We start from the raw sequence: 25,099 nt of genomic DNA on the forward strand, positions 1-25,099 counted from the left end.
ATGTTTGTACATATTGCTTCGTAGGAGTAAGCTTATTTTGTACTAAATATGACAACGTTGTCTTTGATTATCTCTGTAAAGGGAGGGGTAAGGATGAAAAAGCTTCTTCTGGTTCTTATGCTCGTTGCTATTGTAGCTTTCGCATTCGGTAAGGAAACGCTGGTTGTCGTTTCGAGGCTCTGGACACCGCCGTCGGAGAAGGAATTCGTCATTAATGAAATCATCAAACCCTTTGAAGAAATGTACGGCGTTGAGGTCAGATTCTCCACTCTCGATGACCAGAAAATGCTGGAACAGGTGAAACTCCAGCAGGAGACTGGTAACATCACGACTGACGTAGTTATAGCTTATGCTGCAAAGATGCCTGAATGGGTAGAGAATGGATATGTAGTTGACCTTACTGATATCGTCTCCCAGTGGACTGACAGGCATTTCTCCAAAGGTCTCGACTCCATGACAATTTTCGATGGTAGGAGATATTTCCTTCCTATTGGAGCCGATGTTTACCTATTCATCGCTAACAAAAAGGCTCTTCCCTATCTCCCTGAAGGCGCTGACATTCAGAATTTGACCTGGGAGCAGGTCGCTGAGTGGGCCAATGCCATCGCCCTCGGCGAAGGTGAAGGAAAGTTTGCTGTTACCGGTGTTCCTAAGAAGTCCTTTATCTATCAGGCGGGTGCGATATGTCTTTCCTATGGTGCTGATTGGCCGAACCTTGACAATCCGGGTGCCATGGCCGCGTTCTATCTACTGAGCAAGATGGTTGATGCTTTCCCGCCCGCGGTTATGACTTACGATGATGTCAGACCTCCTCTGAAGAGAGGAGAAGCTTGGCTGGCAGCTGCTCATAATGCCAGAATCGGTGAAGTCTACAAGAATGACCCAACGAATTTCATCATCGCTCCTGTTCCTATGGGACCTGCTGGAAGAGGTTCTGTTGCCGGTACAAGCGGTTTTGCCATTGTCAAAGGTACGAAGCACTTCGATCTGGCTGTTAAATTCCTTGAGTACATGACCAGACCTGATATTATGCTAAAAGTAAGCAAAGGAACAGGTGGATTCATTCCCACTGTTGAGGAAGCACTCGTATACCTTGGCGACACCGTCGAGGATGAAGTCATCAAGAAGTCCATCATGGTCATGAAGAACGGAGTCCTTTCCTACATCGCTCCTCTCTGGAAGGACTGGGGTCAGGTTAAGCTCGTCTACGACGATATCTTCAAAAACATGATCATGAACGGCATTTTTGATCCTGAATACCTTGAGCTCATGCAGCTCAAGATCGACGCTCTCAGGAAATAACCGTTAGATTCGTTGTATAATGGGGGGACTTTTAGTCCCCCTTATTTTGAACGTATATGGATTAGGTGGTGATGGTTATCACAGCGACGAAGTTCAAAAGGTATATCCCCTACATTCTGATATTACCCACAATTATTTACTACGCTATTTTCTGGTTGAGGCCAGTCCTGACAGCTGTTTTTTACAGTTTTCTTGAAGAGGGAAGTAATAAACTCACGCTGGCAAATTATAGAACCATTTTTACCGATCCATATTTTGTTAAGGCGCTCATTAACACGGGTATTTTTGTTGCCATCTCTGTTACCATTGAGTTTGTTGTCGCCCTGGGATTGGCTCTGCTCATCAACAAAAAGTTCAAGGGAGCGGGTCTTTTCCTGTCACTCGCCCTCATCCCCATGGCACTTCCTGCTACCGCGGTTGGAGCCATGTGGTCCAGCGGTTTTGCCACATACGGTTGGATGAATGCACTTCTATACAAGCTTGGTTTAATAGCTGCGGACGGCAAGATCCCTTTTCTTGCAGGAAATGAGTTTCAATCTCTGATGCTCGTCATCTTGATAGATGCATGGCAAGTTATCCCGTTCATGATGGTTATTCTACTCGCCGGTCTGCAGGGTATTCCGAGAGAGTCTATTGAAGCGGGATATATTTTTGGAGGTAATAAACCGACGGTTCTCAGAAAAATAACGATGCCCATGTTGAAATCGAGTATTCAGACCGCATTGATCCTCAGAATAATTTCTGCGATTCAGGTCTGGCTTATTATCGTTATGATTTACGGTTACAGGCGAATTCCCGTCCTACTTGAAGAAGTCGTCTTCTACAAAGAAGAACTTCTGGGTTTTTATAGAATCGCCCTTGCTTATTCAGTAATAGTTGCGGTAATTGTCTCCTTTGTTGCTGTACTCTATTTGAAGGTCTCAGGAGCCTTCAAAAAGGAGGAAACCTGATGGCAGAAAGAAAAAATGCGAAAAAAATCATATCGAGTACGATTTTCTATATATTCGTGGCTGGAATCGCTACGATCATAGTTCTGCCCATATATTTTCTCATTTCCATTTCATTCATGTCTGATCAGGAGGCTTACGATTGGCCTATCTCCCTCGCTCCAGCCTTTTCACATTCGTTCTTACTTCAAAAATCAGACAACATTCCAGGTGGTTTTCTGATAAGTGTATATAGCAGGTCCCAGGAGGAATTTGTCACGATATCCGAATCGGATAAACTTGATGACATGATAAGCTTTGTGAATAGAAAGACGAGTAGTAAAATTCCGAAAAAACTCCTTGAAGAGAAAATAGTTGAGCTCGAAGAAGTTGTTGCCCAGAACGAAGACAGAATTGCTGAGCTTAAAACACAGATAAAGCAAGAAACCTTGACAATAAACAAGCTCAATAGGGATATCGTAAAGATACAGCGAAAACTGAAATTTATCGATCCGGAAGATGAATCATTTAAGGAACTCCGTGAAAATTTACAGAATCAGCTTCAGGAGAAACAACAGGAAAAGGCTTTAACAGAGGAAAAAATATCAGCTCTAAAGAAAGAACTGCAGCCAATTAGCGGTGTTACATTTAAAGTACGAAAAAACATTTTTGCCAGTTATGTAACCTTTTTCAGGGTAACTTCTGACTCTATGGGGGCACTAATCAGGAGTATCCAGGTAGCACTGTTGACTGTTCTGATATCCCTCACCATAGGCGGCATGGCGGGTTATGCCTTCGCAAGGTATATCTTTAAAGGAAAGAATCTGTTGAAACTCAGTGTTTTGTTTGTTCGAATGTTCCCTGGAATAGCCATTGCCATGCCCATGGTCATGATCCTTGCCCGAATGGGCTTTTACGATCGCCCCATCGGGTTATCACTCGTCTATTCAGTAGGCCAGATCGGTATGACCACGTGGATTACAGCGAGTATCTTCATGGGGATTTCTACTGAGCTTGAGGAAGCGGCACAAGTTTTCGGTACTTCTCGCTGGGGAGCTTTCTTCCGTGTGACGTTGCCTCTGGCACTCCCGGGCCTGGCAGCAAGTGCCATGTACGCCTTTATTGGCAGCTGGTCTGAAACGGCTCAGGCCATAGTTCTAACCCAGTTCAATCCCACGTTCCCTGTTGTTATTTATCAGACGCTGGTGGGAACAAAGGGTATGATAAACCTTGTTGCCGCCGGAAGTGTGACCCTCGCTTTCCCTGCCGTACTCTTCACCATGATCATAAGAAGGTACATTCTCCAAATGTGGGGCGGGGTCAGAGTCTAAGAAAATCATGGAAAAGGAGCTGAGTATATGGCTACGCTTGAACTTATAAAACTCTCTAAAAGATATGGCAAAAGCGTTTGGGGTGCTAAAGACGTGAACCTCAAAGTTGAGGATAAGGAATTCATAGTCTTTCTTGGACCATCTGGTTGTGGTAAAACCACGACTCTCAGAATGATAGCTGGCCTGGAAGAAGTCACCGAAGGTAAAGTCCTTATAGATGATCAGGATGTAACGGACATGCCTCCCAGAAAGAGAAATGTCTCTATGGTCTTTCAGAGTTATGCAGTATGGCCCCATATGACTGTTTATGAAAACATAGCCTTTGCCCTCAAATTAAAAAAGGTGGAGAAGTCCGAAATCGATAAAATTGTTCGTGATGTGGCAGATCTCACAGGTATTGGAGAATACCTCGAAAGATATCCACGCCAACTTTCAGGTGGTCAAAGACAGAGGGTCGCCCTTGCGAGAGCGATCGCCGTTAAACCCAAACTATTCCTTATGGATGAACCCCTTTCCAATCTCGATGCAAAACTCAGGGTCCGTATGAGAACCGAGTTGAAAGCCATCCATCATAAAACAGAGGCTACAACAATTTTCGTCACGCATGACCAATCCGAAGCCATGAGCATGGCGGACAGAATTGTGGTCATGAAAGACGGGAAAATCGTACAGATAGGTACACCGGATGAAGTCTATTTTGATAGTGCTGATGTCTTCGTAGCAGGCTTTATCGGCACTCCGCCTACGAATTTCCTCGAGGTGGAGGTAAAACGCGATAAAGGAGAAGTATTCCTTGTACATCCTTCATTCAGCTTCAAACTCAATGATCAGTTGCTCCCTTATCTTAAAGATTATGACAAAGGCCGTCTAATCATGGGAATCAGGCCTGAAAGTATACAAATCAACAGTGGAAATACAATCTTCAGAGAAAAAGTGCTTGTTGTTGAACCGCAGGGTTCTCATCAAGTTGTGGCTATCGAGTTAAATGGGAAGATAATGAAGATTGTGGTACCTTCTTTCCCCAAATACTCACCAGACGAGATAATAGATATCTCCTTTGATGAAAAGCGAGTCATGTTCTTCGATATTGAGACAGAAGAAAGACTTAAGATTGAAAATAAATAATGCCATTAAAAGGAGAGTTGTCCTGATGAACATAGGTCTTGCGCATTACAGAGTTGGCGAAACTGATGGTGTTTCACTGGAAATGGAAAAGTGGAGAAAGGTCCTGGAAAAGATGGGACATAAGGTCTTCTTCATCTCTGGCACACCTGATTACGGTGAGATTTACATTCCGGAGATGAGCTTTCACAGCGAGCGCTTTAAAAAGATTGAGAGAAACGCTTATAAAGAACTGAGTGACTATGCGAACGCAGAAGAATTCAAAGAAGATATCCTGAGGGAAGCCGGAGTCATTGAAGAAAAACTCACAAGAGTTATAAAGGAAAACAACATCGAGTTGCTGGTGCCCAATAACATCCTTTCTCTGGGGGTGGCTTTGCCTGTTGCGATAGCGTTCACGAGAGTTATCAAAAAACTTAAACTAAAAGCAATAGCACATAACCACGACTTTTACTGGGAGAGGGAAGTCCTCAGCAAACCGACCTGCGATTTTGTGAAGGAATGCCTTGAGGAGTACTACCCCCCAAAAGATGTGAACATAAAACAAGTAGTGATCAATGAAATAGCTAAAAAAGAACTTTTCAAGAGAAAGGGACTGGATTCAACGGTTGTTCCCAATGTCTTTGATTTTGATCAGCCTCTTTGGAAGTCAGATGAGTTCAATCAGGATCTCAGGGAAAAGCTGGGTATTTCACCCAACGACATAGTATTCCTTCAGGCAACGCGTGTCACAGACAGAAAAGCCATCGAACTCGCGATCGAGGTCGTCGGTGAGGTTAGCAGAAGGCGTCAAGAACTCTACGGGACACTTTATGATGGTCGTGAGTTTACCCCAAACGACCGAATTGTGATGCTGATGCCAGGCCTCATCGAAACTGCCACTAACTACGTGGAGTTCCTCAAAAAAGTCGCTGTTGATGAGAACGTCGAAATCATATGGTGCAATCAGATAATGGGAGCTGAAAGACATGATTCCGCAGGCGAAAAGATGTATTCACTCTGGGATATGTATGTAGTTGCAGACATGATAACCTACCCCAGTATTCTCGAAGGATGGGGGAACCAGTTTCTTGAGGGGCTGTTTGCGAAGAAAAACATGATAGTCTTTGAGTACCCCGTCTACTTGACAGATATCAAACCCCTTGGTTTTGAAGTGATAAGTCTCGGGGCGCAATATGCTGAAAGGAAAGGTACAGGATACGTGGAAATTCCGAGAGAAAAGATCATTGAGGCGGCAAACGAGGCAATAAAACTTTTAAAAGACGAGAAGGAATACATCAGAAGAGTAGAGAAGAACTTTGCTATAGGACAACAACACCTCTCTTATAGAACACTTGGGAATAAGCTGAAGGAAATTATCTCAAGTTTTAACTCATAGGGGCTTTAGGCCCCTTTTTTTATTTCAAGAGCTCTGGAAAGGATTTCTGAGAAAACCTTCAAAAGTGTTATGTCGCTCTCTTTCCATGGCACATTTCTATCTACATCGTCCAAACCTATGAATCCAGCGAGCTCTTTTCCTGTGAAAACAGGAAGGACGATGAGAGACTTTATATCCTGAGCCTGAAGGATTTCTTTTTCAGCGGAAGCTTCGTCTGGTAGTTTGGATACGTTCTCAATGTTTATAATCTTTCCCGCTTTTAGCTTGCGCATCCACCATGGGAAAGTATCAACTGGTAAATTTTGAAGCATATCCTTCTCTGGTGTTATGCCTTCTGCACACCACTCGTGCGTATTTGACATGCTTTTACCGTCTTCGCTGAACAGAAATAAATAAGCCCTATCAGCTCCAGTGAATTTGCCAATACTTTCAAGCGAGCGGTTTACCGCATCATCGAAGTCAAAAGCGCCAACAAACATTGAAGAAATTTTTGCTATTAGATTTTCGAAACTGACCCTCCATCGCAGTTCTTCTAAAAGCCTTGTAGTTTTGCTGTTATCTTTGCCAATGTAGACTCCTAAACTCCTACCAGCACGTTTTATAAAACCGACAGTCCCGAAGAGGGATAATTTAGAGCCTGAAAAAGTGATAAAATCACAGTTAAAGCGTTTTTTTTGTCTGATCTTGTTATCCGTAGGGAAATCCCTTACCAGGTCATAAAAACTCTTTTCCTTTAAATCCTTAAGGGAATACCCCAGCAATTTGACTGCCATCCTGTTGGCATAAATGATTTTTCCTGGGATTTCCGTGGAATCTATGAGGAATACTATGACAAGCTCGTCTATCATATCGATTATTTCAAGATGATTCTTTGAAAAAAATTTCTCTGATATTTCTTCATTTTGAATTCTGTGCCCCGTACGCAACATACCAATTACCTCCGTACTGTTACTCATTAACAGATTATTTTAACATAAAATGACTGAAACTGACAAAAGTCGATAATATTACATAGATTCGCATAAAACGGATTCATGCATTCTTTGAGTCTGTCAACGTCCAGTTTCATCTTCACATTGTTTCATATTTGTTTAAGCACTCAATGAATCGTGGTTTATTGGATGGTGGACAAAAAAGCTTGACACCCTATCTTTTTCTGTGATAGAATGAATGTTGATAATTAGAATAATTCTAAATAAGATAGGAGGAATATCATGGAACAGAGAATACCACTTATTGGAGAGAAATTTCCAGATTTGAGAGTACAGACTACCCATGGAATGTTGAATTTACCTGAGGCCTTTAAGGGAAAATGGTTTGTTCTGTTCAGCCATCCCGCGGATTTTACGCCAGTGTGTACCACGGAGTTTATTGCTTTTCAAAAGCGATATGAACAGTTCAAAGAACTAAACACAGAGCTGATAGGTTTGAGTATTGATCAGGTATTTTCTCATATCAAATGGGTGATGTGGATCAAAGAGAATCTCGGCGTGGAAATAAAGTTCCCAATTATAGCAGACGATACAGGGAAAATATCTTCCCAGCTGGGACTCATTCATCCGGGTAAAGGGACAAACACGGTCAGAGCTGTTTTTATCGTTGACCCTGAAGGCATAATAAGAGCGTTATTATATTACCCGCAGGAGCTAGGTAGAAACTTAGACGAAATCCTCAGAATGGTGAAAGGACTCCAGTTGAGTGACGAAAAGAGCGTTGCTATTCCCGCAAACTGGCCAAAAAGCGAACTTATAAACGACAGGGTAATCATTCCACCTGCTTCAAATATACATGATGCAGAAAAGAGAACGAAGGAGTACGAATGTTTTGATTGGTGGTTTTGCCATAAGAAACTATAATTTACCCCCTGAAACACCAGGGTGGGGCGAAAGTCCCACCCTATTCATTAAATCTATCTCTTAGTTTTTCATATCTTTTAATAAATTTTTCGATGCTCTCTTTCAGTTCGTATACACTTTCCATAGCATCGGCAAGGAAGGAGAGTCCCTCTTTTGTGATTTTGTAGACCTTTCTGGCCGGGCCTCCTTCACTCATATCCCAGTCCGTGGCCACAAAGCCCCCTATCTCGAGATTAGACAGTATTCTATAAAGGCTTCCCATCTGCCCGATACCGGGGATCATAACACCAAAATCCTTTAGCCTTGTGAATAATTCATACCCGTGGGATGGTTTTTCCGCTATCAATAGCAATAAATACAACTCGATCCATCGTCTGCCGAATCCGCCAGGACCTCGTCTAAAGCCGCGCAATGGTCACACCTCCTGAATTTTTATCCTGTTCAAATAGAGTATACCTGAAAAAATGAAAACACTTGAGAATACAAATACAACCGCAAATCCTAACGAATCGATGATCATGCCCATCACCAGCGGTAAAAGAGCAGTGACGAGGTTAAACGCCCCAGAAATACCGGTATATAGTGCCCTGTTTTCGTTGTTTGAGATTTCTATCAGCAAACCTTCAAAACCCATTTTCCTTGCACTCAATGTGATACCTGTGAGAAGGAAAATCAACATGTATAGATTTGCGTTTGTCTTAGAGAGCAGTAGTGCGAGTATTGGTAAGGTGCTTCCGAAAATCGCACAAAGGTAAAGGAGTTTTTTAAACCCCTTTCTATGCAGATAATTTCCCCAAAAGAATCCAGCAATAAGCATCCCTATCATTTGCAGAAAGAGGAAGTTACCCACATTTTCTCCTGTCAATCCAAAGGTTTCTTTGGCGAGAAGTACATAAAAGGGGATGAGTATTAACCCAAAACCGGTCATGTTTGTAAAGAGTATATAACCGCGCAAATTACTGTCACCTTTAAGGGTCGCGGGAATACTTTTGATTATTTTCCAAAAGCCCGGATAAGAGGTTATTTCGCTCGATTCCTCACGTATCATCCAGAAACCGATTGAACCAAGGGCCAGTGAAAACGCAGCGATGAAGAACATCATTGAATAGTTGTTCGGGTATGGAATCTTACTGACAACCATCCTCGCCAGATATCCTCCTACAAGAGAGAGAAAGCTACCCACTATCTGCCTGAAAGCCATGAACTTTCTTCTATTTTTGGCTATCGATTTTCCAAGTAGGTCAGTGTAGCAAATACCGGCGAAGACACCGCTAAAGGAAAAAATGGATATGATTAGAAAGATCATCAGGAGAAGAAGGCTACCCGTCATATCACTTCGTAGCAAGAAGCCTATTGAGGCCAATGAAAAGACCCTCAGGTAAATGCCCAGGAGCAGAAAGGGTTTCTTGCGTGTTCGCGCCATGAGAAGTCCTGCAAAGATTATCTGTACCAACAGAGGGATACCTGTTGTAATGGCGGTGATCAGTCCTATAGAAAAACTGTTCCCTCCCGCCTTCAATACAAGAGCCGGTAACACTGTGTTTACTTCCACAAAAGCCATTGTCAATGCCAGAAATGAAGCATGCCATATGAAGGCAAAGAAGTGCCTCCTTTCTTCCATTAAATCACCTCATCGTATTATCCTTCAATCCTGTTAAAATGCACCGCTATAATTTTCCAAACGTAGCGACAGATATCTATATAATTGCAAATATTGTATATTTACTGCATAGCCACGTCAAGTCCAGTATATTTTGGGAAACGTAGTTCAGCTTTTATCCAAGGGAATTTACGAGAACTGTATTGAACGTTGTAGGGGAGATAAAAGGGTATCGATAAAAAGCAGGATACCGAAGTATCCTGCTTTGAATATTATCTAAGTTTCATTATCGCTGATTCAGCGGCTAGAATTAGTGGATATGTTGTTGGGGCGGAAGTCAGCAATGGATGTGTACCGATTTGCATAGTAACCAGATCGTTCGCTGTAACACCTTTCTGCAAACCAAGACCGACAATATTTATCATTTCCCCAACACTCTTTCCGCCGGCGATTTGGGCCCCCAATAAAAGTCCACTTTCCTTGGAGAAAACTAGCTTTACGTAAAGCTTGCTTTTATCGGGTAAAGTTCCCGGATGCCTGTCTATACCTTTTGCTTCTCCAACGACACATTCAAATCCCTCCTGGCAAGCTGTTCTCAGAGTCATGCCAGCAGCACCTAGTGTAAGACCTTCGATGGATGTGGAAAAAACACCAAGATTTCCGTGATTTTCGCGCACTACTTTAAGAGTGTATAAGTTTGCGCCAGCAACTCTTGCATCGAAAACAGCTGTGGATGCAAGCATGAGCTTGCTTGGCTTTCGCGTGAAGAAATCCTTGTGTTCAGCGCAGTCGCCAACCGCAAATACATCCTTTACACTGGTCCTCATATATTCGTCTACCCAGATCGCACCACTATATCCGAGGTGGATATCAAGGCCCTTTACAAGTTCAGTATTCGGTCTGTATCCAATTGCGAAAATAACCATATCGGCTTCCAGCGTTGAACCATCCTGAAGTTCAATCCCGTTGACTTTTTCACTTCCAAGGACTTTAGCAACTCGGGTATTGGTTTTTACAGTTACGCCGTGTTCTATAAGCTTTTCTTCGGCAATTTTCCCGAATTCTTCATCGAACGCCGCCGGAAGAAGATGGGGCATCGCTTCGATGATTGTTACTTCTTTCCCCAACTTTCTGATTTCATCACCTACTTCGATGCCAATGAATCCACCACCAACGATTATTATTTTTTTAGCATCCTTTGCATACGAAAAAACGCTTTCCATATATTCTTTATTCTTAGCTATGGTAAACACGCCTTCAAGTTCTTTACCTTCGATGGGGGGCAAAACAGGTCTTGAACCAGTAGCAAAAATTAATTTCTCATATTCAATGTATTCCCCTGACTTGAGAAAGACACTTTTCTTACCAAGGTTTACTTCAGTTACCTCGTCGACAATGAACTCCACCCCAAGGTTTTCAGCAGGCTTTACCCCCATGATATTTGCATCGACTGAATTTAATGTTCCGAAGATGTACGGGATTCCACATGGTACGAGTCCTGTTTTTTCTTTTCTTACAATTGCTACTGTTTTTTCAGGATAAGTTTTTTTAGCGGTAGTAGCCGTGATTATTCCAGCAGGTCCGCCACCGATAATCAGGATTTCCTTTTTCACTTTTTCTCCCTCCTCTTTTTGGTATAACGATAGAATATTTTGCCGTGATAAAAACACTTTTCAATGTTATATTTTTCACTTGTAGAAGAAAAGATTTTTTCCAGTTGTTTCAAACCAGATCCGGGAGTCAAAAAATTTTTTAAATCATCTTCCGACATCGGATGGCGTTTTATAATTTCAAGAATTGCTTGCATTGCATCGTTTTCGGGCGATAAAAAATTACCCTTTGGTAAACTCTCTATGCTATATGTTCCAAAGAGTGTATGTGCCCTATTAATCTTTGATTCATCCGGAATTTCAACGCCTTTCTCGGCCGGAGGGCGAACCGGAACATTGATATATACCCTATCCGGTGCGATCTTATCAATTCTCTCTTTCAGCAAGTTCAGAGCCTTTTCAGAATCATTCCGGTCCTTAATAAGCATAACTTCCAGCCAGATTTGTCCCTGAAATTTCTTCGAAAACTCAACGATACCGTTGAAAACTTCTTCATAATTGAGCTTCCCGAACGGTCTGTTTATGCTTCTAAAACTCTCTTCATCCCAAGCGTCGAGTGTAGGCATTACAATATCAAATTTGCTAACCTCTAGTTGAACAGAGCTATCGTAGAAAAGTGAACCGTTGGTTATCAAAACCAAAGGTTTCTTAGTCAGACTTTTAACCCCTTTTGCGATTTCATCCAAAGGAGTGTAAAGTGTGGGTTCACCTTCACCAACTATGGTTACTACATCGAAAGTTTCATCGCCATACCTTTCAATAAATGTTTCAACTTCTCTGAGTATCTCTTCTGAAGGGTAAAAAGTATCTCTTGAATTTGTCATATTCGTTGTTCTACCAAGCTGGCAGTAAATACAGGAATAATTGCAGGTCTTGAAGGGAATGGGGCTTATTCCCAGAGACCTGCCGAGTCTTCTTGATGGTACAACTCCATAAACATGTCTCAAAACAACACCCCTTTAATAGCCTCGGTTTCTTCCATGGCCCATACCCAAGCCTTGACCCATACCACGTCCTCTAAGGAGAGGATTCTCGGAATTTGGTCGTATTGCATCTTTAGGACAGACATCAAAGCACTTTCCACATCTGATGCACAGACTGTTATCTATATATGCCTTGCCATTACGCATGGTTATAACTCCTTCAACGGGACAGGTTTTTATACACAACTGGCATCCGGTGCAATCGCTCTCTCTAATCCACGGCATTTTACTGCCTCCCTAATCAATGAGAAGAAGGACGGGGTTCTTTTAACTCAGTTGCAGTACCTTCAATCACGCTTTTTATGTTCTCCTCAGCAGTGCCGTCTTTCGCGAGATAGACCTTTATACCTGTCTGATTGATGGCAGTGAAAGCATTCTGACCAACACTTTTGGCGATCAAAATATTGGTACCCTTTTTTGAAAGGGCTTCGACCATTTTTGGTCCCGCGCCGTGTGCCTGTATAGCTTCGTTCTCAAGAAATTCAACTGTTTCGTTTTCAATGTCGTATATAGCAATAAAAGCAGCCCTTGCAAAGCGATCGTCAACTTCTGAAGTCAGCGATTTTTCTTTAACCGGGACGGCTATTTTCATATTCTCTCCTCCTTTTTGTCAATGGTTGTGGAATTTCTCTTTTGGTTCGTAATGACTGCTCATTAAAGAACCGGAAACGTAAGCCTCAACGAGGTCTTTGACCGTTCCGAAAGCACCGGTTATAACCTCAATACCAAAGTTATGGAAGAAATCTATGGCTCGCGCACCAATGCCACGTGCAATGAGGATGTTTGCTCCTTTTTGATGAATGTAACCGGGTATCTGTCCCGGACCGTGACTCTCGAAAGGATTTCTCTCTATTTCCACACCCAGAACCGTGTCACCTTCGAGTTCAACAAAGGCAAAATAAGGTGCGTGACCAAAGTGTTCTGAAACTTCTGCATCGAAACCATTATTACTCATAACAGGTATTGCCAGTTTCACTGTTCACACCTCCTATACAATCTCCATCAGTCTCTGGAAAATTTCTCTTATCGCCCGTGTGGCAGGTGATTTTTCGTTCTTCACCACCGGTTCAGCTTTAATGGCTGAATTCCTGACTTCCGGATCGAAAGGGATTTTTCCCAATACTTCGATTCCTTCCTTTTCACACCAGCATATTATCTCATCCGTTTTGACTTCATTTAGATCGAATTTGTTGATCACGATTCCGAAGTTTCTCCTGAAATATCTAGTAGTTTCGACGATACGCTGGAGATCATGCATCCCGGAGATCGTTGGTTCGGCGACTATCACTACGTAATTCACACCGGTGATGGAGGAAGACGCCGCGCAGCCGATTCCTGGCGCTCCATCTATTACCACATACTTTCGGTTTTTCTGCTCAGCTACTTTCAAAGCCAGCTTTCTGACTTCAGCTATCAGTCCGCCAGAAGTCTCTTCACCCGGAAATAAAAGAGCGTGAGAAAGGGGCAGGTCACCGGATTTAGAGAGGAAATAATCACCGGACTTACTTTCTTTTAGTGTAATTGCACCTTCTGGGCATATTAATACACATGCGTTGCAGCCTTCGCAGGCATATGGATCGATTTTATAAGTTGTTCCGGGGATTATTGCGCTGAATCGACAGACATCCATACATGCGCCGCACGATGTACAGCTATTGCCTATTTCAGCTTTTTTTCCGCCGAAATATTCGTGTTTTTCTAGGAGTTTTGGCTCCATTAACAGATGAAGATTGGGGGCGTCGACATCACAGTCTGCCATGACATGGTTTTCAAATAAAAAGGAGAGGGATCCGGATAGAGTCGTCTTGCCTGTGCCACCCTTTCCACTGACTATAGCTATTTGTTTCACACTATCACCCCGGCAATCTTTTCATAGAGCCTTTCGAAACGTTCAAACCATTCCTTTTTCTCTTCCACAAACAAAGAGCCCTTTGAATAAGATGTCGCGATATCTCTATCGAAGGGTATCTTTTCAAGTATTGGTATATCATTTGAAAAGGCAAACTCTTCTATTTCCTTATAGTCTTCAGAAGCTCTGTTTATTACTATGCCCATGGGAATGTTCATTTCTTTGACAACACTTGCCGCCAGTTTTAGATCATGAAGCCCGAAGGGAGTGGCTTCTGTCACCATAATGGCGTAATCCATTCCTCTCAGTGTTTCCACGACGGGACAGGAAGTACCAGGAGGGGCGTCTATAATAACGGTCCTGCTGTTGTCGATAAACTTTTTCAATTCCCTAATAACCCTTACTCCGGAAGGTTCTCCAATGTTTAAAAGCCCCATTCCAAAGGTTAACTTTTCATCAATCTGACCTATCTTCACGACGCCAATTTGTTTCGAGATTTCGTAGATAGCCTTTGTAGGGCAGGCAATGCTGCAGGTGCCACATCCGTGGCAAAGATTATCGAAGATGAGCACACCAGTGTTAAAAATAGAGATTGCTCCAAACTGGCATGCTTTAGCGCATTTTCCGCACAAAAGGCATTTTTCCTTATCAACGCGAGGCAGAAGTATTTCCACATCTATTTCTTCTGTGTATTTAACGTGAAAAAAGAGGTGGGAATTTGGTTCCTCAACATCCGCATCGAGAAGCTGGACAGGTCCTTTTTGCGATAATACCCACGCGAGGTTTGTAGCTACAGTGGTTTTACCTGTTCCGCCTTTACCACTGACAACCGCGATCTTCAAGAAATCACCGCCTTAACATTTGTCTAGTTTTAATAGAAGAAGCGGGAGCGGAGCTCCCGCGATAAGTTAAGATTCCGGGGGTAATTACCACCACCAGCTCCGGCTATATCCCCTTCCATAACCTCTGCCAAATCCTCTGGCGTAACCTCTACCGAACCAGCCGTGTCTCCAGGCCAGGCCGGGGCCTCTTAGACCAAAAAAAGCACGCCCAGGCCAGAACCAGCGTCTACCGTAAGTGTAGGCACCTGTTCCGGGTCTTGCACAGTATCCAAGACCTCTTCCAGTCATTGGTCCTTCTCCAAATGGTCCAGTCCTGTCAAAGCCGGGCATATTGTCACCTCCCTTGATTTCGTAATTCTTCAAGTCTCTTATTAACTTCGTTGAGCTCTTGCTCAAGATATGATTTTTCTTCTTCCAGGAAGGCTTTGTAGTCCATTAGCATTTGTTCTTCTGTTCTGGGGTCGGGTTCATATGGTCCATAACCGTATTCAGGTTCAACATAAGCGCCATAATCCCACCGACATGGTCCAAAACCTCTACCGTATCCAAGACCTCTTCCAAAACCCCTGCCGAAGCCTCGTCTGTATCCTCTACCGAATCCATAGAGCATCGCGCTCACCTCCTAACATATATATGCATTTCGCATATATTATATAACTTTCACCAGGAGGATGTCAATAGGGCCATGAATATAGCCATCGCTCCGGAAGAACTGACGAAAAACATGGGAATTTTATATGATGCGGAGGTTTTAAAGTCTGTGTGAAACCATTTGAAAGCGACTTTGAAATTTAACCCATGACAATGGTTTCAGAAGATTTCAGGTATTTAGACCGGTAGCGCTTTGAATGAAACTTGACACTTAATCCTGTCGATGCTAAAATGAGTTGTGGGGGTGCGTAGCTCAGCGGGAGAGCGCTTCCTTCACACGGAAGAGGTCACAGGTTCGATCCCTGTCGCACCCACCAGAAGAAGCCGAAAGGCTTCTTTTTTTATTTTCACATCTTTCATATAATGAATGCGGTTTTTCAATTCACATGTGCATGTTACCATTATCTGGAATAGTTCTTATAGTTAGTGGGGGTGCATTTTGTGTTCAAGAGGAAATTGAAAATTACAGCAGTGGCTGTATTAGTAATCACGTTGTCCGTGGTTTTCTTCATTTGGTTCCTTGAATTCAACAAGATTCCTGAGGATGTTATCTCTGAATATCACGAGTATGTGAAGGATTTTATGGAATCACGATATGCCTTTAGATTTAGCTCGTTGATAAACGCGTACGAATTAAACCGCTCGGGCTATGAAAAAATGAGCAAATTCCTACTGGATGATGTGAAAAAGCTCTTATACAAACCGATGGATGTTACAACGGACTTTATCTCGTATTACGCCAACGAGCTTGATAGGGTGAATTACGAATTAATCGATTTGTATAACGGATATGGTCGCAGGGTGTGTGGTAGAACGTACGTGATTGGTGAAGAGATATTGAAGGTAAAGGATTCAAGAGTGTTGGGGATAGATGTTTCTGAAGTGAGACAGAGTATTCAAGATGGATATCTTCCCATCCTTGTCAAAAGCTCTGGAGAGGGCGTTGAGATAGTAAATGAGCTTAAAACACCACGAGTGTATTTTCTTAAAAGAACCCTCCGAGGCTGGAAAATCGACTGGGCGAAATCAATGCGAGATTTACTTGAAAAGTGAATTTCTCCACATTTTCACTTTGTCCAGTTCATATAAAACGGCTTTGACCTTTAACGAGCAATTGAAGTCAAGCTTAGAACTTCAAAGCCGGTCAAAGCCTTGAATTTGTTTTTTCTTATTTTTTGCTGAATTTGATATTGTACGTCGTAGGCACAGGCCAGGTAAAACTGAACTTCAGGTTCCTCTTGAAATGCTTTGCCAGGTTCTTTTGAACATCTGGCGTGAGAATGCCAGACAGACTCTGGTAAACTTCAACTTCCGCTGATTTAATTTTAGCGTCTTTAAAACCCTTATGCAGATCTTTGAGCAACCTTTGATAAACTATTTTCGGTGCTTCTATAAGACCAACGCCTTTGCAAATCGGGCAATTTGAATAAATTTTTGAACCTATCGCGGCTGTTGAGCGTTTTCTGGTCATTTCCAGAAGTCCTAGTTTGGTGAACCCCATTATGTAAGAACGTGCTTTATCTTTTTTGAGTTCCTCAGACAAGCGCTCTATAACTTTCTGACGTGCTTCATCTGATTTCATATCTATAAAATCTATGACAATTATCCCACCTATATTTCTCAGCCTGAGTTGTCTTGCAATCTCTGCTGCTGCTTCAAGGTTCGTTTTGAGTGAGGTCTCGGCGACATCGTTCCCGGAAGTGTCGCTGGCAGAATTCACATCGATAACAGTCATGGCTTCTGTCCTGTCGATAATGATGTTGCCACCGCTTTCCAGATGAACGACCCGTGTATACAATACCTTAAGCATTTCGTAAATACCTTCATGGGCGAAGGCATCATCTTCCACAAACCTCACAATCGGTTTGAACCCTGATTTGAATCTACTTATTCCCTGAACCACGTCGTGCCAGAGATATTCGTTATCCACAACGATTTCCCTTGTGTTCTCTGTTAATCGTTCCCTCAATATATATTCGACAAGGCTCGGTTCTTCATAAAGGAGTTTAGGCTTTCTCCCTCTTTTGAATTGCTGTTCAACCTTTTGCCAGAGGTTTCTTAGGGCTTCAAGTTCTTCCTGTATGGTCTCTGCAGAGACACCATAAGCAGCTGTCCTGAATATCACTCCTTCTCCTTCTTTTAGCGATTCCCGGGCGATCTTCATAAGTCTGTCACGTTCTTCTGTCTCTGTTATCCTTTTTGAGATGCCAATATGCCTGGAAAAGGGTATATATACCAGACTCCTGCCGGGGATACTCACTTTGAGGGTCACCTGTGGCCCTTTAGAGCCAATCGGGTCCTTTTTGACCTGAACGAGAATCTTCTTCCCCTTTTCAAGAGGTTGATTAGCCGGTGAGTCTTTGAATCTAAGGAAAGCATTTTTACCAATCCCTATATTCACAAAAGCCGCTTCCAGGCTGGGAACAACGTTCTCAATTTTTCCAAGGTAAATGTTTCCGGTATAGCTTTCGTTATCCATCTCCTCAAAGAAAACTTCTTCAAGGCTACCATTATCAAGGATCGCTATTCTCACTTCATCTTCGAGGGAACTGAAGATAATTGACTGAGTCCTTTCTTTCTTTATGTTACTTCACCTCCGGAAAGCATGAAAAGGCCAGACCTGGGGTCTGGCCTTTTGTGTAGTTACTCTGACATTTCAATTAAACCAACGGAACCATTCTTTCTGGAATACAAAACGTTTATTTCACCACTCTCCGCATTTTTGAAAACGAAGAACGTGTGTCCAAGCATCTCCATCTGAAGGAGCGCCTCTTCAAGTGTCATTGGCTTAATGGCGAATCGCTTCCTTCTGGTAATGATGCTCCCTTCTTCCTCAACATACTCGGAAGTCGGAAGTGAGTCGGTTATCTCCCTCACACTCAATTTATGTTTCATCGCTTTTCTTTCTTTGAATCTCTTTAATCTCTTTTCAAAGATGTCCGCCAGTTTATCAACAGTGAGATAGAAATCGGTGCCCTTTTCTTCGACCCTTATAACCATTCCCGACAAATGGGCCGTAAGTTCCAATTTGTACTGTCCTCTTTCTTTTGAAATCCTGACGTCAATCGAGATGAATCTGTCTTCATCGAAAATCCTATTTACTTTGGAGAGTTTCTTCTCAAGTTGTTCACGCATTGGTTCGGTGACTGAAATTTCCTTTGCGTAGATGTTGAACTTCATAAAATCCCTCCTTTCTGAGGTGTCATGCTCAGTTAGCACAATCCTCAACCCGCGGAATTGGTAACCTCTTCCTTGCCATAAAGTACCTGATGATGTATCTGCGGGAGTTTACCGGTGACAATTTCCCGGGTCAACGCATGTGGAAACACCGGCAACGTAAGGAGCTCTTCAGGAGAGGCCCAGAGTATGTCAACTAAAATTGGGGGACCAGGATTATCTGGGTCTGTCCCCAGAGTTGCTGTTCCTTTTTTGATCTTGCATAGGAAGAAAAATTCGATGAGCCTTTCCCGTGCAAATTCTTGTGTGTAAATGACATTTCCAGTTTCGACTTCTAGGCCTGTTTCTTCCATCATCTCACGCTGAAGGGCCTGGATTAGCGTCTCACCATCTTCAACCCGGCCACCAGGAAAGCACCAGAAGGGAGGTCGGTCTTTGTGGGTGTGTTTCACAATCAGGGTTTTACCATCTTCAATAACTACTCCGCGGACGCTAACATGATGTGTTTTCTGAATCATCCAACCACCTCAATTCAATTATAGCATAGGGTTAACTGAAAGGATTTTTACAACCACACTGTTAAGAATTTCCGAATGCACACTGCCCACACCTTTATCGGAGTTCAAGAGAGATACACATTTTTTGTATGACCTCATATTACTTAGGTGATGCTTTCCATAATATAGAGAGGAGAATGGCAATCCAAGGGTTAAAGATGCGCATTTAAAAAGATTTACAGATGTGAGACGTAAAGTTGCTGTTATAATGGGAAAAACACTAAAGGGGGGATAGGGTGAGACACTATTCGAAAGTATCCAGCCTTACAATGATAGGCTTGAACGCCTATAGAATAGTTGTTGAAGTAGATGTTGACAAGAAAGCAGTAATACACGATGTTGACATAGTAGGCCTTGGCGATACTGTTGTAAAAGAGAGCAAGAAAAGAGTAAAAAGCGCTCTTAAAAATTCGGGTTTTCCCTTTCCACGGGGGAGGATAACCATAAACCTCGCTCCGAGTGACATTAAAAAGGAGGGTTCGTACCTCGACCTTCCCATGGCTGTTGGTATTCTCAAGGCTTCGGAGGTTATCCAAAGGGACATTTCTAATTATCTGTTTTTTGGCGAGCTGGGACTTGATGGAAGCGTTAGAAAGATCAGGGGGGTACTTCCCGCCCTGCTGCGGCTTTCAGAAGAGAGTGAAAAGCCAGCTGTAATTCTACCGGCTTCTAATGAAGCGGAAGCCTCGATTATCCAAAACATAGAAGCCTACACAGTGAGAAGCCTTTCGGAACTCGTTGCCTTTCTGAATGGAAGTGCCCAAAAATATCCCATTGTCCACAAAGAGCCGGAGTTCAAACATTCTATCGTTGAAGATTTTTCAGATATAAGAGGGCAAGAGTTCGCCAAACGGGCCGCGGAAGTTGCAGCGGCTGGTGCACATAATTTGCTCCTTAAAGGTTCGCCGGGATGTGGGAAGACGATGCTTGCCAGAAGAATACCGGGGATACTGCCGAAGATGTCACTGGAAGAAGCAATAGAAACGACCAAAATTTACAGTGTAGCCTCATTGTTAGATGGTAAGGGGCTGGTCGCAGAACGTCCCTTCAGATCGCCACACCATACTGCTTCTACCACAGCTATTATCGGCGGGGGAACTGATGCCAGGCCAGGGGAGATAAGCCTCGCTCACAACGGTGTCCTTTTTCTCGACGAACTTCCCGAGTTCAGGCGTGATGTCCTTGAAGCTCTCAGACAACCTTTGGAAGACGGCCAGGTAACCATTTCACGAGCCCGACTTACTGTGACTTACCCAGCAAGATTTATGCTCGTGGCCGCTCAGAATCCCTGTCCCTGTGGTTGGTATGGTGACAAAAGCCACGAGTGTACCTGTTCGTGGAACGACATCAAGAGGTACAATAGAAAGATATCCGGTCCGATCGAAGACAGGATAGACATCTTTGTTGACATGCCACGCCTTGAGTTTTCCGAATATTCTGATAGGAGAAAAGGTGAGAGCTCAACCACCATTCGCGGGAGAGTTGAAAAAGCAAGGCAGAAGCAATATTTTCGCTTGAAACCCCTCGGAAAGTACTTCAACAGCCAGTTGAATCATAGAGAAATTGAAGAACTTGTCGTTCTGGATTCAACCGGTGTGAAGTTGTTGGAGTCAGCCGTTGAAAAATTGAAGCTCACAGGTCGGAGTGTTGACAGGATCCTTAAAGTCTCCCTCACCATTGCGGATCTTGAAGGCTCTGAAAGGATACTTCCTCGACATATAGCGGAAGCTATTCAGTACAGGAAAAGGGATGTTAACTTTTAGAATAACTCACTGTTAAACAATTAATGTAGAATAAATGTGAAATATATCACATATAACCTGAGGTCAAGGGGACTCCTGAGACCGAGGGGCGGAAAGAAGCCACAATACTTGTGGCACTGTTTGAGTATATAATCCGTCCCCGGCTCAGCCGGGGATTTTAATTTGAGGTGATGATTGTGAGGACAGAAGTTAAGAACTTCATCAATGTTGGAGAAATCGAAAACTACCTTGAAAGGACGAAAAATCCCGACTTGAAAAGAATCGAAGCAATTGTGCAACGCTCACTGGATAAAAACAGGCTCGAACCTGAAGAAGTTGCAACGCTTCTGAACGCTAACACGCCGCAGGCGCGTGAACTGATTTTTGAGGGCGCGCGTAAGTTGAAGGAGCGGGTATATGGCAACAGGATAGTCCTCTTTGCTCCGCTGTACATCGGCAACAAATGTATCAATGACTGTGTGTACTGTGGGTTCAGAGTAAGTAATCCAGAAGTTCTGAGAAAGACCCTTTCTATGGACGAGCTAGAGACAGAGGTGCGCTCTCTCGTTTCACGTGGGCACAAGCGCTTAATCCTCGTATATGGTGAACACCCATTGTACAACGCTGATTTCATAGCCGCAACTGTGGAGAAAGTTTATTCGGTAAAAGAGGGAAAGGGTGAAATCAGAAGAGTAAATATAAACGCTGCGCCCCTTGAAGTTGAAGAATACAAAAAGGTCAAAGAGGCGGGTATAGGTACATACCAGATCTTTCAAGAGACTTACCACCCAGAGACGTACAAAAAAATGCATCCCAGAGGTCCCAAATCTGACTTTTTGTACAGACTCTATGGACTCGATAGAGCGATGGAAGCTGGCATAGATGATGTTGGCATCGGTGCCCTCTTTGGGCTGTATGATTGGAAGTTCGAAGTGATGGGACTTTTGTACCACACAATCCATCTCGAAGAACGCTTCGGCGTCGGACCCCACACGATTTCCTTTCCGAGAATTGAACCAGCCATTGGTACACCAATTACTGAACAACCACCGCATATGGTTCCAGATGAAGACTTCAAACACCTCGTCGCTGTCATAAGGCTTGCAGTTCCATACACTGGACTCATCTTGACGGCCCGCGAACCCATTGAAGTCAGGAGAGAAGTGTTAAAACTCGGTGTTTCCCAGATAGATGCCGGTTCAAATATAGGTGTGGGTGCATATTCTACGGAAGACAAAGAGGCCTACAAGAAATCCCAGTTCACCCTCGGTGATACACGTCCCCTTGATGTGGTCATAAGGGAGCTGGCTCAGGACGGATACATTCCTTCCTTCTGTACCGCCTGCTATCGCCTTGGCAGAACAGGTGAACACTTCATGGAGTTCGCCATCCCTGGATTTGTGAAACGTTTCTGCCAGCCTAATGCTATTCTGACCTTTGCCGAGTACCTGAACGATTATGCAAGCCCTGAGACGAGGAAAATAGGTATGAAACGTGTACAGGAAGAACTCGACAACATAGATAACCCAGGAATAAAAGAGACCCTTTTGAAATATTATGAGAGGTTGAATAATGGAGAGAGAGATCTTTATTTCTAAAGTGCTTCAGGTGTTGAAGAAGTGCTCAACCAAAGACTGTAAGTTGTGGTTAGCCGAAAGCCATGGTCGGCGTTGGGCTTACATAGGTGGCTACGGTGAGGAGTATTTTCTCCCCCCGGAGAAAGTTGTAACGTTCGGAAAGTTTGCCATCTTCGGGGAAAACGTTACTGACGAGATCAGGGAAAGTCTCCTGAAAGAACTTGGGGACCTGCTGGAGGAAAATGATGGAAAAGAAACGCTTTGAAGTCGCTAAGAAGATCCGGGAAAAAAATCTGATGAAACTTTCGGAAATTGCCAATAAGGCGATTGAAGAAAAACACCTCACCAAAGAGGAGCTCGTCTACCTTCTTTCTCTAAAAGATGGAGAGGAGAGAAAACTCTTTCTCGAACTTGCGGATGCCTTTAGACACGATTATGTTGGAGACATGGTGTTTATCAAGGGTGTCATAGAGTTCTCCAATTATTGCAGAAAAAACTGCCATTACTGTGGCATAAGGGCCGAAAACAGGATACATCGATACAGGATGGAACCTGACGAGATCATCTCCATTGCCAGGGATATGGCTAAACTCGGTATTGACACAATAATACTTCAGTCAGGCGAAGATCCTCATTACGATATTGAGATGCTTGAATATATCGTATCAACCATAAGGAAATCCACTTTTATACCTGTATCCCTCTCCATTGGCGAGCGACCAAGATCAGAGTATTTGAGGCTGAAAAATGCTGGAGCTTCGAAGGTTTTGTTGAAGCACGAAAGCATTAACCGGAAAATATTTGAGGCAGTTCATCCCGATGATGATTTCGATACCAGAATCGATTTACTTGACTACATCATATCGATTGGATATGTAGGAGGTTCAGGAAATATAATAGGGCTGCCGGATCAGACCCTTGAGGACATTGCAAATGACATCATATTCATGAGAGACATTGGTGTAAAAATGGTTGGCCTCGGTCCATTTGTTCCTGCAGAAGGAACACCTCTGGAACGTCTACCGTATGGAGACCCTGAACTAACATTGAATACGTACGCGGCAGTCAGGCTTTCAATGCCGCGGGTTTTTATGCCTGCAACAACTGCTCTGGGCACGATAGACGAAGACAAACAATTCGAAGGTTTCAGGGTGGGGTGCAACGTCATAATGTGTAATTTCACTCCTGAAAAGTACAGAAAAGACTACACAATATATTCCGGAAAAGCCAGAGTAGAGTTTTTTAAGACTGCCAGCCGGTTGAAGAATATGGGATTCAAGCTCAGTGTTAAAGTCCTCAGACAACTTGAAAGGCATGAAAAGGAAGTGATAGAACGATGTTAACAACGGGTGGATATAGGAAGTATCTTGGCTTTTTCGGTAAGAGAAATGTCGGAAAATCCAGTCTCATAAATGTGCTTGTCGGACAGGATGTTTCTATCGTGAGTGAATATCCAGGTACCACAACTGACCCGGTGTACAAATCTCTTGAAATCCACCCTATAGGTCCCGTAACTGTCGTGGACACACCTGGTGTTGACGATGTTGGTGAACTTGGTGAACTGCGTGTGAAAAAAGCAAAAGAGGTTCTTTACAAGATAGATCTCGCTGTCCTCGTCGTTGATGAACGTTGGGACGACTATGAAGAGTGGCTTATAAGTACCTTCAAGAAAATGGATATCCCATTCGTGGTGGCACTGAACAAAGTCGATAATTGCTGGGATACCTCAAAAGTGTTGGAACGCGTTAAAAATTATCCGCATCAGTCTGTTTCGGCGAAAACTGGTGAAGGCGTTGAAAAACTTCGGGAATTGATCACAAACACCCTCCCGAAAGAGGAAGATATTCCACTGCTTTCCGACCTTATTGATGGTGGTGAGATAGTTTTACTGGTGGTTCCGATAGATTTAGGTGCACCCAGAGGACGACTCATCATGCCGCAGGTCGAGGCGATAAGGGAAACACTCGACAGGGAAGCTATTTGTGTCGTTGTCAAAGAAAGGGAATTGAAGTGGGCGTTAGAAAAGCTAAAGGAACCTCCTGCTCTTGTGGTTGCTGATTCTCACCTCATAAGCAGGATCGCAGCTGATGTCCCCGAAGAAATCCCCTTGACAACGTTTTCGATTCTCGAAGCGAGACACAAAGGCGACCTCATAGAGCTGGTGAAGGGCGTAAAGCAGATTGAAAAGCTGACGCCGGAAAGTAAAGTAGTGATAATGGAAGCTTGCTCCCATGTGCCACTTGTTGAGGATATCGGGCGCGTAAAAATACCCCGATGGCTGACAAACCATGTGGGGGGCGGGATTGAATTTGAAGTGAAGTCAGGAAAAGAATTCCCGAAAGATCTTGATAATGTCGATCTCATCATTCACTGTGGGGGGTGTACTCTCACCCGAGCCATGATGCTGCGCAGGATCAGGGAAGCGAAAAGGCGTGGCATATCCATTTCAAATTATGGTGTGGTGATCTCATACCTGCATGGTATATTGGAAAGAGTCTTAAGGCCATTCCCTGAGGCGCATCAGATCTTTGTGGAGGAGAATGCGGTTATGTGATCTCTAGAACCGAGATCGGGAAACGTTGTAGGTGGTAGGTTG

General features: G+C 43.4%; 27 protein-coding genes and 1 tRNA gene. 13 read left to right on the top strand and 15 right to left on the bottom strand.

What is annotated here, in order from left to right:
- The first annotated feature begins 93 nt into the window (after positions 1 to 93).
- The 5 genes from IX53_RS07705 (at position 94) to IX53_RS07725 (ending at position 6,059) form a co-directional block, all read left to right on the top strand.
- Positions 94 to 1,302, top strand: a complete 1,209-nt coding sequence (locus IX53_RS07705; protein WP_047754852.1) for an ABC transporter substrate-binding protein — start codon at positions 94 to 96, stop codon at positions 1,300 to 1,302.
- 71 nt (positions 1,303 to 1,373) lie between these two features.
- A complete protein-coding gene (locus tag IX53_RS07710; protein ID WP_179944410.1) occupies positions 1,374 to 2,252 on the top strand; it encodes a carbohydrate ABC transporter permease in 879 nt (292 codons plus the stop codon).
- Positions 2,252 to 3,559 carry a carbohydrate ABC transporter permease gene (locus IX53_RS07715; RefSeq protein ID WP_047754853.1) on the top strand — a complete coding sequence of 436 codons (1,308 nt, stop codon included), beginning with the start codon at positions 2,252 to 2,254 and terminating at the stop codon, positions 3,557 to 3,559. The genes IX53_RS07710 and IX53_RS07715 overlap by 1 nt, the downstream gene beginning before the upstream one ends.
- 27 nt (positions 3,560 to 3,586) lie before the next feature.
- The gene (locus tag IX53_RS07720) at positions 3,587 to 4,684 is read left to right on the top strand and encodes an ABC transporter ATP-binding protein (RefSeq protein WP_047754854.1); all 1,098 of its coding nucleotides are present in this window, start codon (positions 3,587 to 3,589) and stop codon (positions 4,682 to 4,684) included.
- Positions 4,685 to 4,709: 25 nt separating this feature from the next.
- Positions 4,710 to 6,059 (top strand): glycosyltransferase family protein, encoded by a 1,350-nt coding sequence (locus IX53_RS07725; RefSeq protein ID WP_047754855.1) that lies wholly within the window; start codon positions 4,710 to 4,712, stop codon positions 6,057 to 6,059.
- Between the two features lie 5 nt (positions 6,060 to 6,064).
- On the opposite strand, the gene IX53_RS10635 is transcribed toward IX53_RS07725, so the two are convergent.
- A complete protein-coding gene (locus IX53_RS10635) occupies positions 6,065 to 6,988 on the bottom strand; it encodes a GAF domain-containing protein (RefSeq protein ID WP_053001254.1) in 924 nt (307 codons plus the stop codon).
- A 285-nt stretch (positions 6,989 to 7,273) separates the two neighbouring features.
- On the opposite strand from IX53_RS10635, the gene IX53_RS07735 reads away from it, so the two are divergent.
- Positions 7,274 to 7,915 (top strand): peroxiredoxin, encoded by a 642-nt coding sequence (locus tag IX53_RS07735; RefSeq protein ID WP_047754856.1) that lies wholly within the window; start codon positions 7,274 to 7,276, stop codon positions 7,913 to 7,915.
- A gap of 40 nt (positions 7,916 to 7,955) precedes the next feature.
- On the opposite strand, the gene IX53_RS07740 is transcribed toward IX53_RS07735, so the two are convergent.
- The 11 genes from IX53_RS07740 to IX53_RS07785 form a co-directional block, all read right to left on the bottom strand.
- Complete coding sequence (locus IX53_RS07740; protein WP_047754857.1) at positions 7,956 to 8,327, bottom strand: PadR family transcriptional regulator; 372 nt, start codon at positions 8,325 to 8,327, stop codon at positions 7,956 to 7,958.
- Between the two features lie 3 nt (positions 8,328 to 8,330).
- A complete protein-coding gene (locus IX53_RS07745; protein ID WP_047754858.1) occupies positions 8,331 to 9,536 on the bottom strand; it encodes an MFS transporter in 1,206 nt (401 codons plus the stop codon).
- A 251-nt stretch (positions 9,537 to 9,787) separates the two neighbouring features.
- The gene (locus tag IX53_RS07750; RefSeq protein WP_047754859.1) at positions 9,788 to 11,128 is read right to left on the bottom strand and encodes an FAD-dependent oxidoreductase; all 1,341 of its coding nucleotides are present in this window, start codon (positions 11,126 to 11,128) and stop codon (positions 9,788 to 9,790) included.
- The gene (locus tag IX53_RS07755) at positions 11,125 to 12,072 is read right to left on the bottom strand and encodes a radical SAM protein (protein WP_047754860.1); all 948 of its coding nucleotides are present in this window, start codon (positions 12,070 to 12,072) and stop codon (positions 11,125 to 11,127) included. Before IX53_RS07755 ends, IX53_RS07750 begins: the two co-directional genes overlap by 4 nt.
- 12 nt (positions 12,073 to 12,084) lie before the next feature.
- Positions 12,085 to 12,333: a DUF362 domain-containing protein gene (locus IX53_RS10800; RefSeq protein WP_082128526.1), complete on the bottom strand. Its 249-nt coding sequence runs from the start codon at positions 12,331 to 12,333 to the stop codon at positions 12,085 to 12,087.
- Between the two features lie 16 nt (positions 12,334 to 12,349).
- Complete coding sequence (locus IX53_RS07760) at positions 12,350 to 12,700, bottom strand: NifB/NifX family molybdenum-iron cluster-binding protein (protein ID WP_047754861.1); 351 nt, start codon at positions 12,698 to 12,700, stop codon at positions 12,350 to 12,352.
- Between the two features lie 18 nt (positions 12,701 to 12,718).
- Positions 12,719 to 13,084 carry a NifB/NifX family molybdenum-iron cluster-binding protein gene (locus IX53_RS07765; RefSeq protein WP_047754862.1) on the bottom strand — a complete coding sequence of 122 codons (366 nt, stop codon included), beginning with the start codon at positions 13,082 to 13,084 and terminating at the stop codon, positions 12,719 to 12,721.
- A gap of 12 nt (positions 13,085 to 13,096) precedes the next feature.
- Complete coding sequence (locus tag IX53_RS07770; protein WP_047754863.1) at positions 13,097 to 13,957, bottom strand: ATP-binding protein; 861 nt, start codon at positions 13,955 to 13,957, stop codon at positions 13,097 to 13,099.
- The gene (locus IX53_RS07775) at positions 13,954 to 14,799 is read right to left on the bottom strand and encodes an ATP-binding protein (protein WP_047754864.1); all 846 of its coding nucleotides are present in this window, start codon (positions 14,797 to 14,799) and stop codon (positions 13,954 to 13,956) included. The genes IX53_RS07770 and IX53_RS07775 overlap by 4 nt, the downstream gene beginning before the upstream one ends.
- An 84-nt stretch (positions 14,800 to 14,883) precedes the next feature.
- A complete protein-coding gene (locus IX53_RS07780) occupies positions 14,884 to 15,129 on the bottom strand; it encodes a DUF5320 domain-containing protein (protein ID WP_047754865.1) in 246 nt (81 codons plus the stop codon).
- Positions 15,130 to 15,133: 4 nt separating this feature from the next.
- Positions 15,134 to 15,409: a DUF5320 domain-containing protein gene (locus tag IX53_RS07785; protein ID WP_047754866.1), complete on the bottom strand. Its 276-nt coding sequence runs from the start codon at positions 15,407 to 15,409 to the stop codon at positions 15,134 to 15,136.
- Between the two features lie 283 nt (positions 15,410 to 15,692).
- Here IX53_RS07785 and IX53_RS07790 point away from each other — a divergent pair.
- Together IX53_RS07790 and IX53_RS07795 are read left to right on the top strand one after the other, a co-directional pair.
- A tRNA-Val gene (locus IX53_RS07790) sits at positions 15,693 to 15,767 on the top strand.
- A 124-nt stretch (positions 15,768 to 15,891) separates the two neighbouring features.
- Positions 15,892 to 16,503 (top strand): hypothetical protein, encoded by a 612-nt coding sequence (locus IX53_RS07795; RefSeq protein WP_047754867.1) that lies wholly within the window; start codon positions 15,892 to 15,894, stop codon positions 16,501 to 16,503.
- 115 nt (positions 16,504 to 16,618) lie between these two features.
- Here IX53_RS07795 and IX53_RS07800 read toward each other — a convergent pair whose 3' ends face one another.
- The 3 genes from IX53_RS07800 to IX53_RS07810 form a co-directional block, all read right to left on the bottom strand.
- Entirely contained in the window at positions 16,619 to 17,983 is a 1,365-nt protein-coding gene (locus IX53_RS07800) for an Rne/Rng family ribonuclease (protein WP_245612703.1), read from the bottom strand.
- Positions 17,984 to 18,093: 110 nt separating this feature from the next.
- A complete protein-coding gene (hpf, locus tag IX53_RS07805; RefSeq protein ID WP_047754868.1) occupies positions 18,094 to 18,630 on the bottom strand; it encodes a ribosome hibernation-promoting factor, HPF/YfiA family in 537 nt (178 codons plus the stop codon).
- A 44-nt stretch (positions 18,631 to 18,674) separates the two neighbouring features.
- Positions 18,675 to 19,145 (bottom strand): NUDIX domain-containing protein, encoded by a 471-nt coding sequence (locus IX53_RS07810; protein ID WP_053001256.1) that lies wholly within the window; start codon positions 19,143 to 19,145, stop codon positions 18,675 to 18,677.
- A gap of 308 nt (positions 19,146 to 19,453) precedes the next feature.
- On the opposite strand from IX53_RS07810, the gene IX53_RS07815 reads away from it, so the two are divergent.
- The 5 genes from IX53_RS07815 (at position 19,454) to hydF (ending at position 25,057) form a co-directional block, all read left to right on the top strand.
- The gene (locus IX53_RS07815; RefSeq protein ID WP_047755553.1) at positions 19,454 to 20,947 is read left to right on the top strand and encodes a YifB family Mg chelatase-like AAA ATPase; all 1,494 of its coding nucleotides are present in this window, start codon (positions 19,454 to 19,456) and stop codon (positions 20,945 to 20,947) included.
- Between the two features lie 170 nt (positions 20,948 to 21,117).
- Positions 21,118 to 22,524 carry a [FeFe] hydrogenase H-cluster radical SAM maturase HydG gene (gene hydG, locus IX53_RS07820; protein ID WP_047755554.1) on the top strand — a complete coding sequence of 469 codons (1,407 nt, stop codon included), beginning with the start codon at positions 21,118 to 21,120 and terminating at the stop codon, positions 22,522 to 22,524.
- On the top strand, positions 22,499 to 22,768 hold the full coding sequence (locus tag IX53_RS07825) for a hypothetical protein (protein WP_047754869.1): 270 nt from the start codon (positions 22,499 to 22,501) through the stop codon (positions 22,766 to 22,768). Before hydG ends, IX53_RS07825 begins: the two co-directional genes overlap by 26 nt.
- On the top strand, positions 22,749 to 23,846 hold the full coding sequence (gene hydE / locus IX53_RS07830) for a [FeFe] hydrogenase H-cluster radical SAM maturase HydE (RefSeq protein WP_047754870.1): 1,098 nt from the start codon (positions 22,749 to 22,751) through the stop codon (positions 23,844 to 23,846). Before IX53_RS07825 ends, hydE begins: the two co-directional genes overlap by 20 nt.
- On the top strand, positions 23,840 to 25,057 hold the full coding sequence (hydF, locus tag IX53_RS07835; RefSeq protein ID WP_047754871.1) for a [FeFe] hydrogenase H-cluster maturation GTPase HydF: 1,218 nt from the start codon (positions 23,840 to 23,842) through the stop codon (positions 25,055 to 25,057). The genes hydE and hydF overlap by 7 nt, the downstream gene beginning before the upstream one ends.
- The last annotated feature ends 42 nt before the right edge of the window (positions 25,058 to 25,099 follow it).

This window comes from Kosmotoga pacifica, from assembly GCF_001027025.1.
GTDB classification, from domain to species: domain Bacteria; phylum Thermotogota; class Thermotogae; order Petrotogales; family Kosmotogaceae; genus Kosmotoga_B; species Kosmotoga_B pacifica.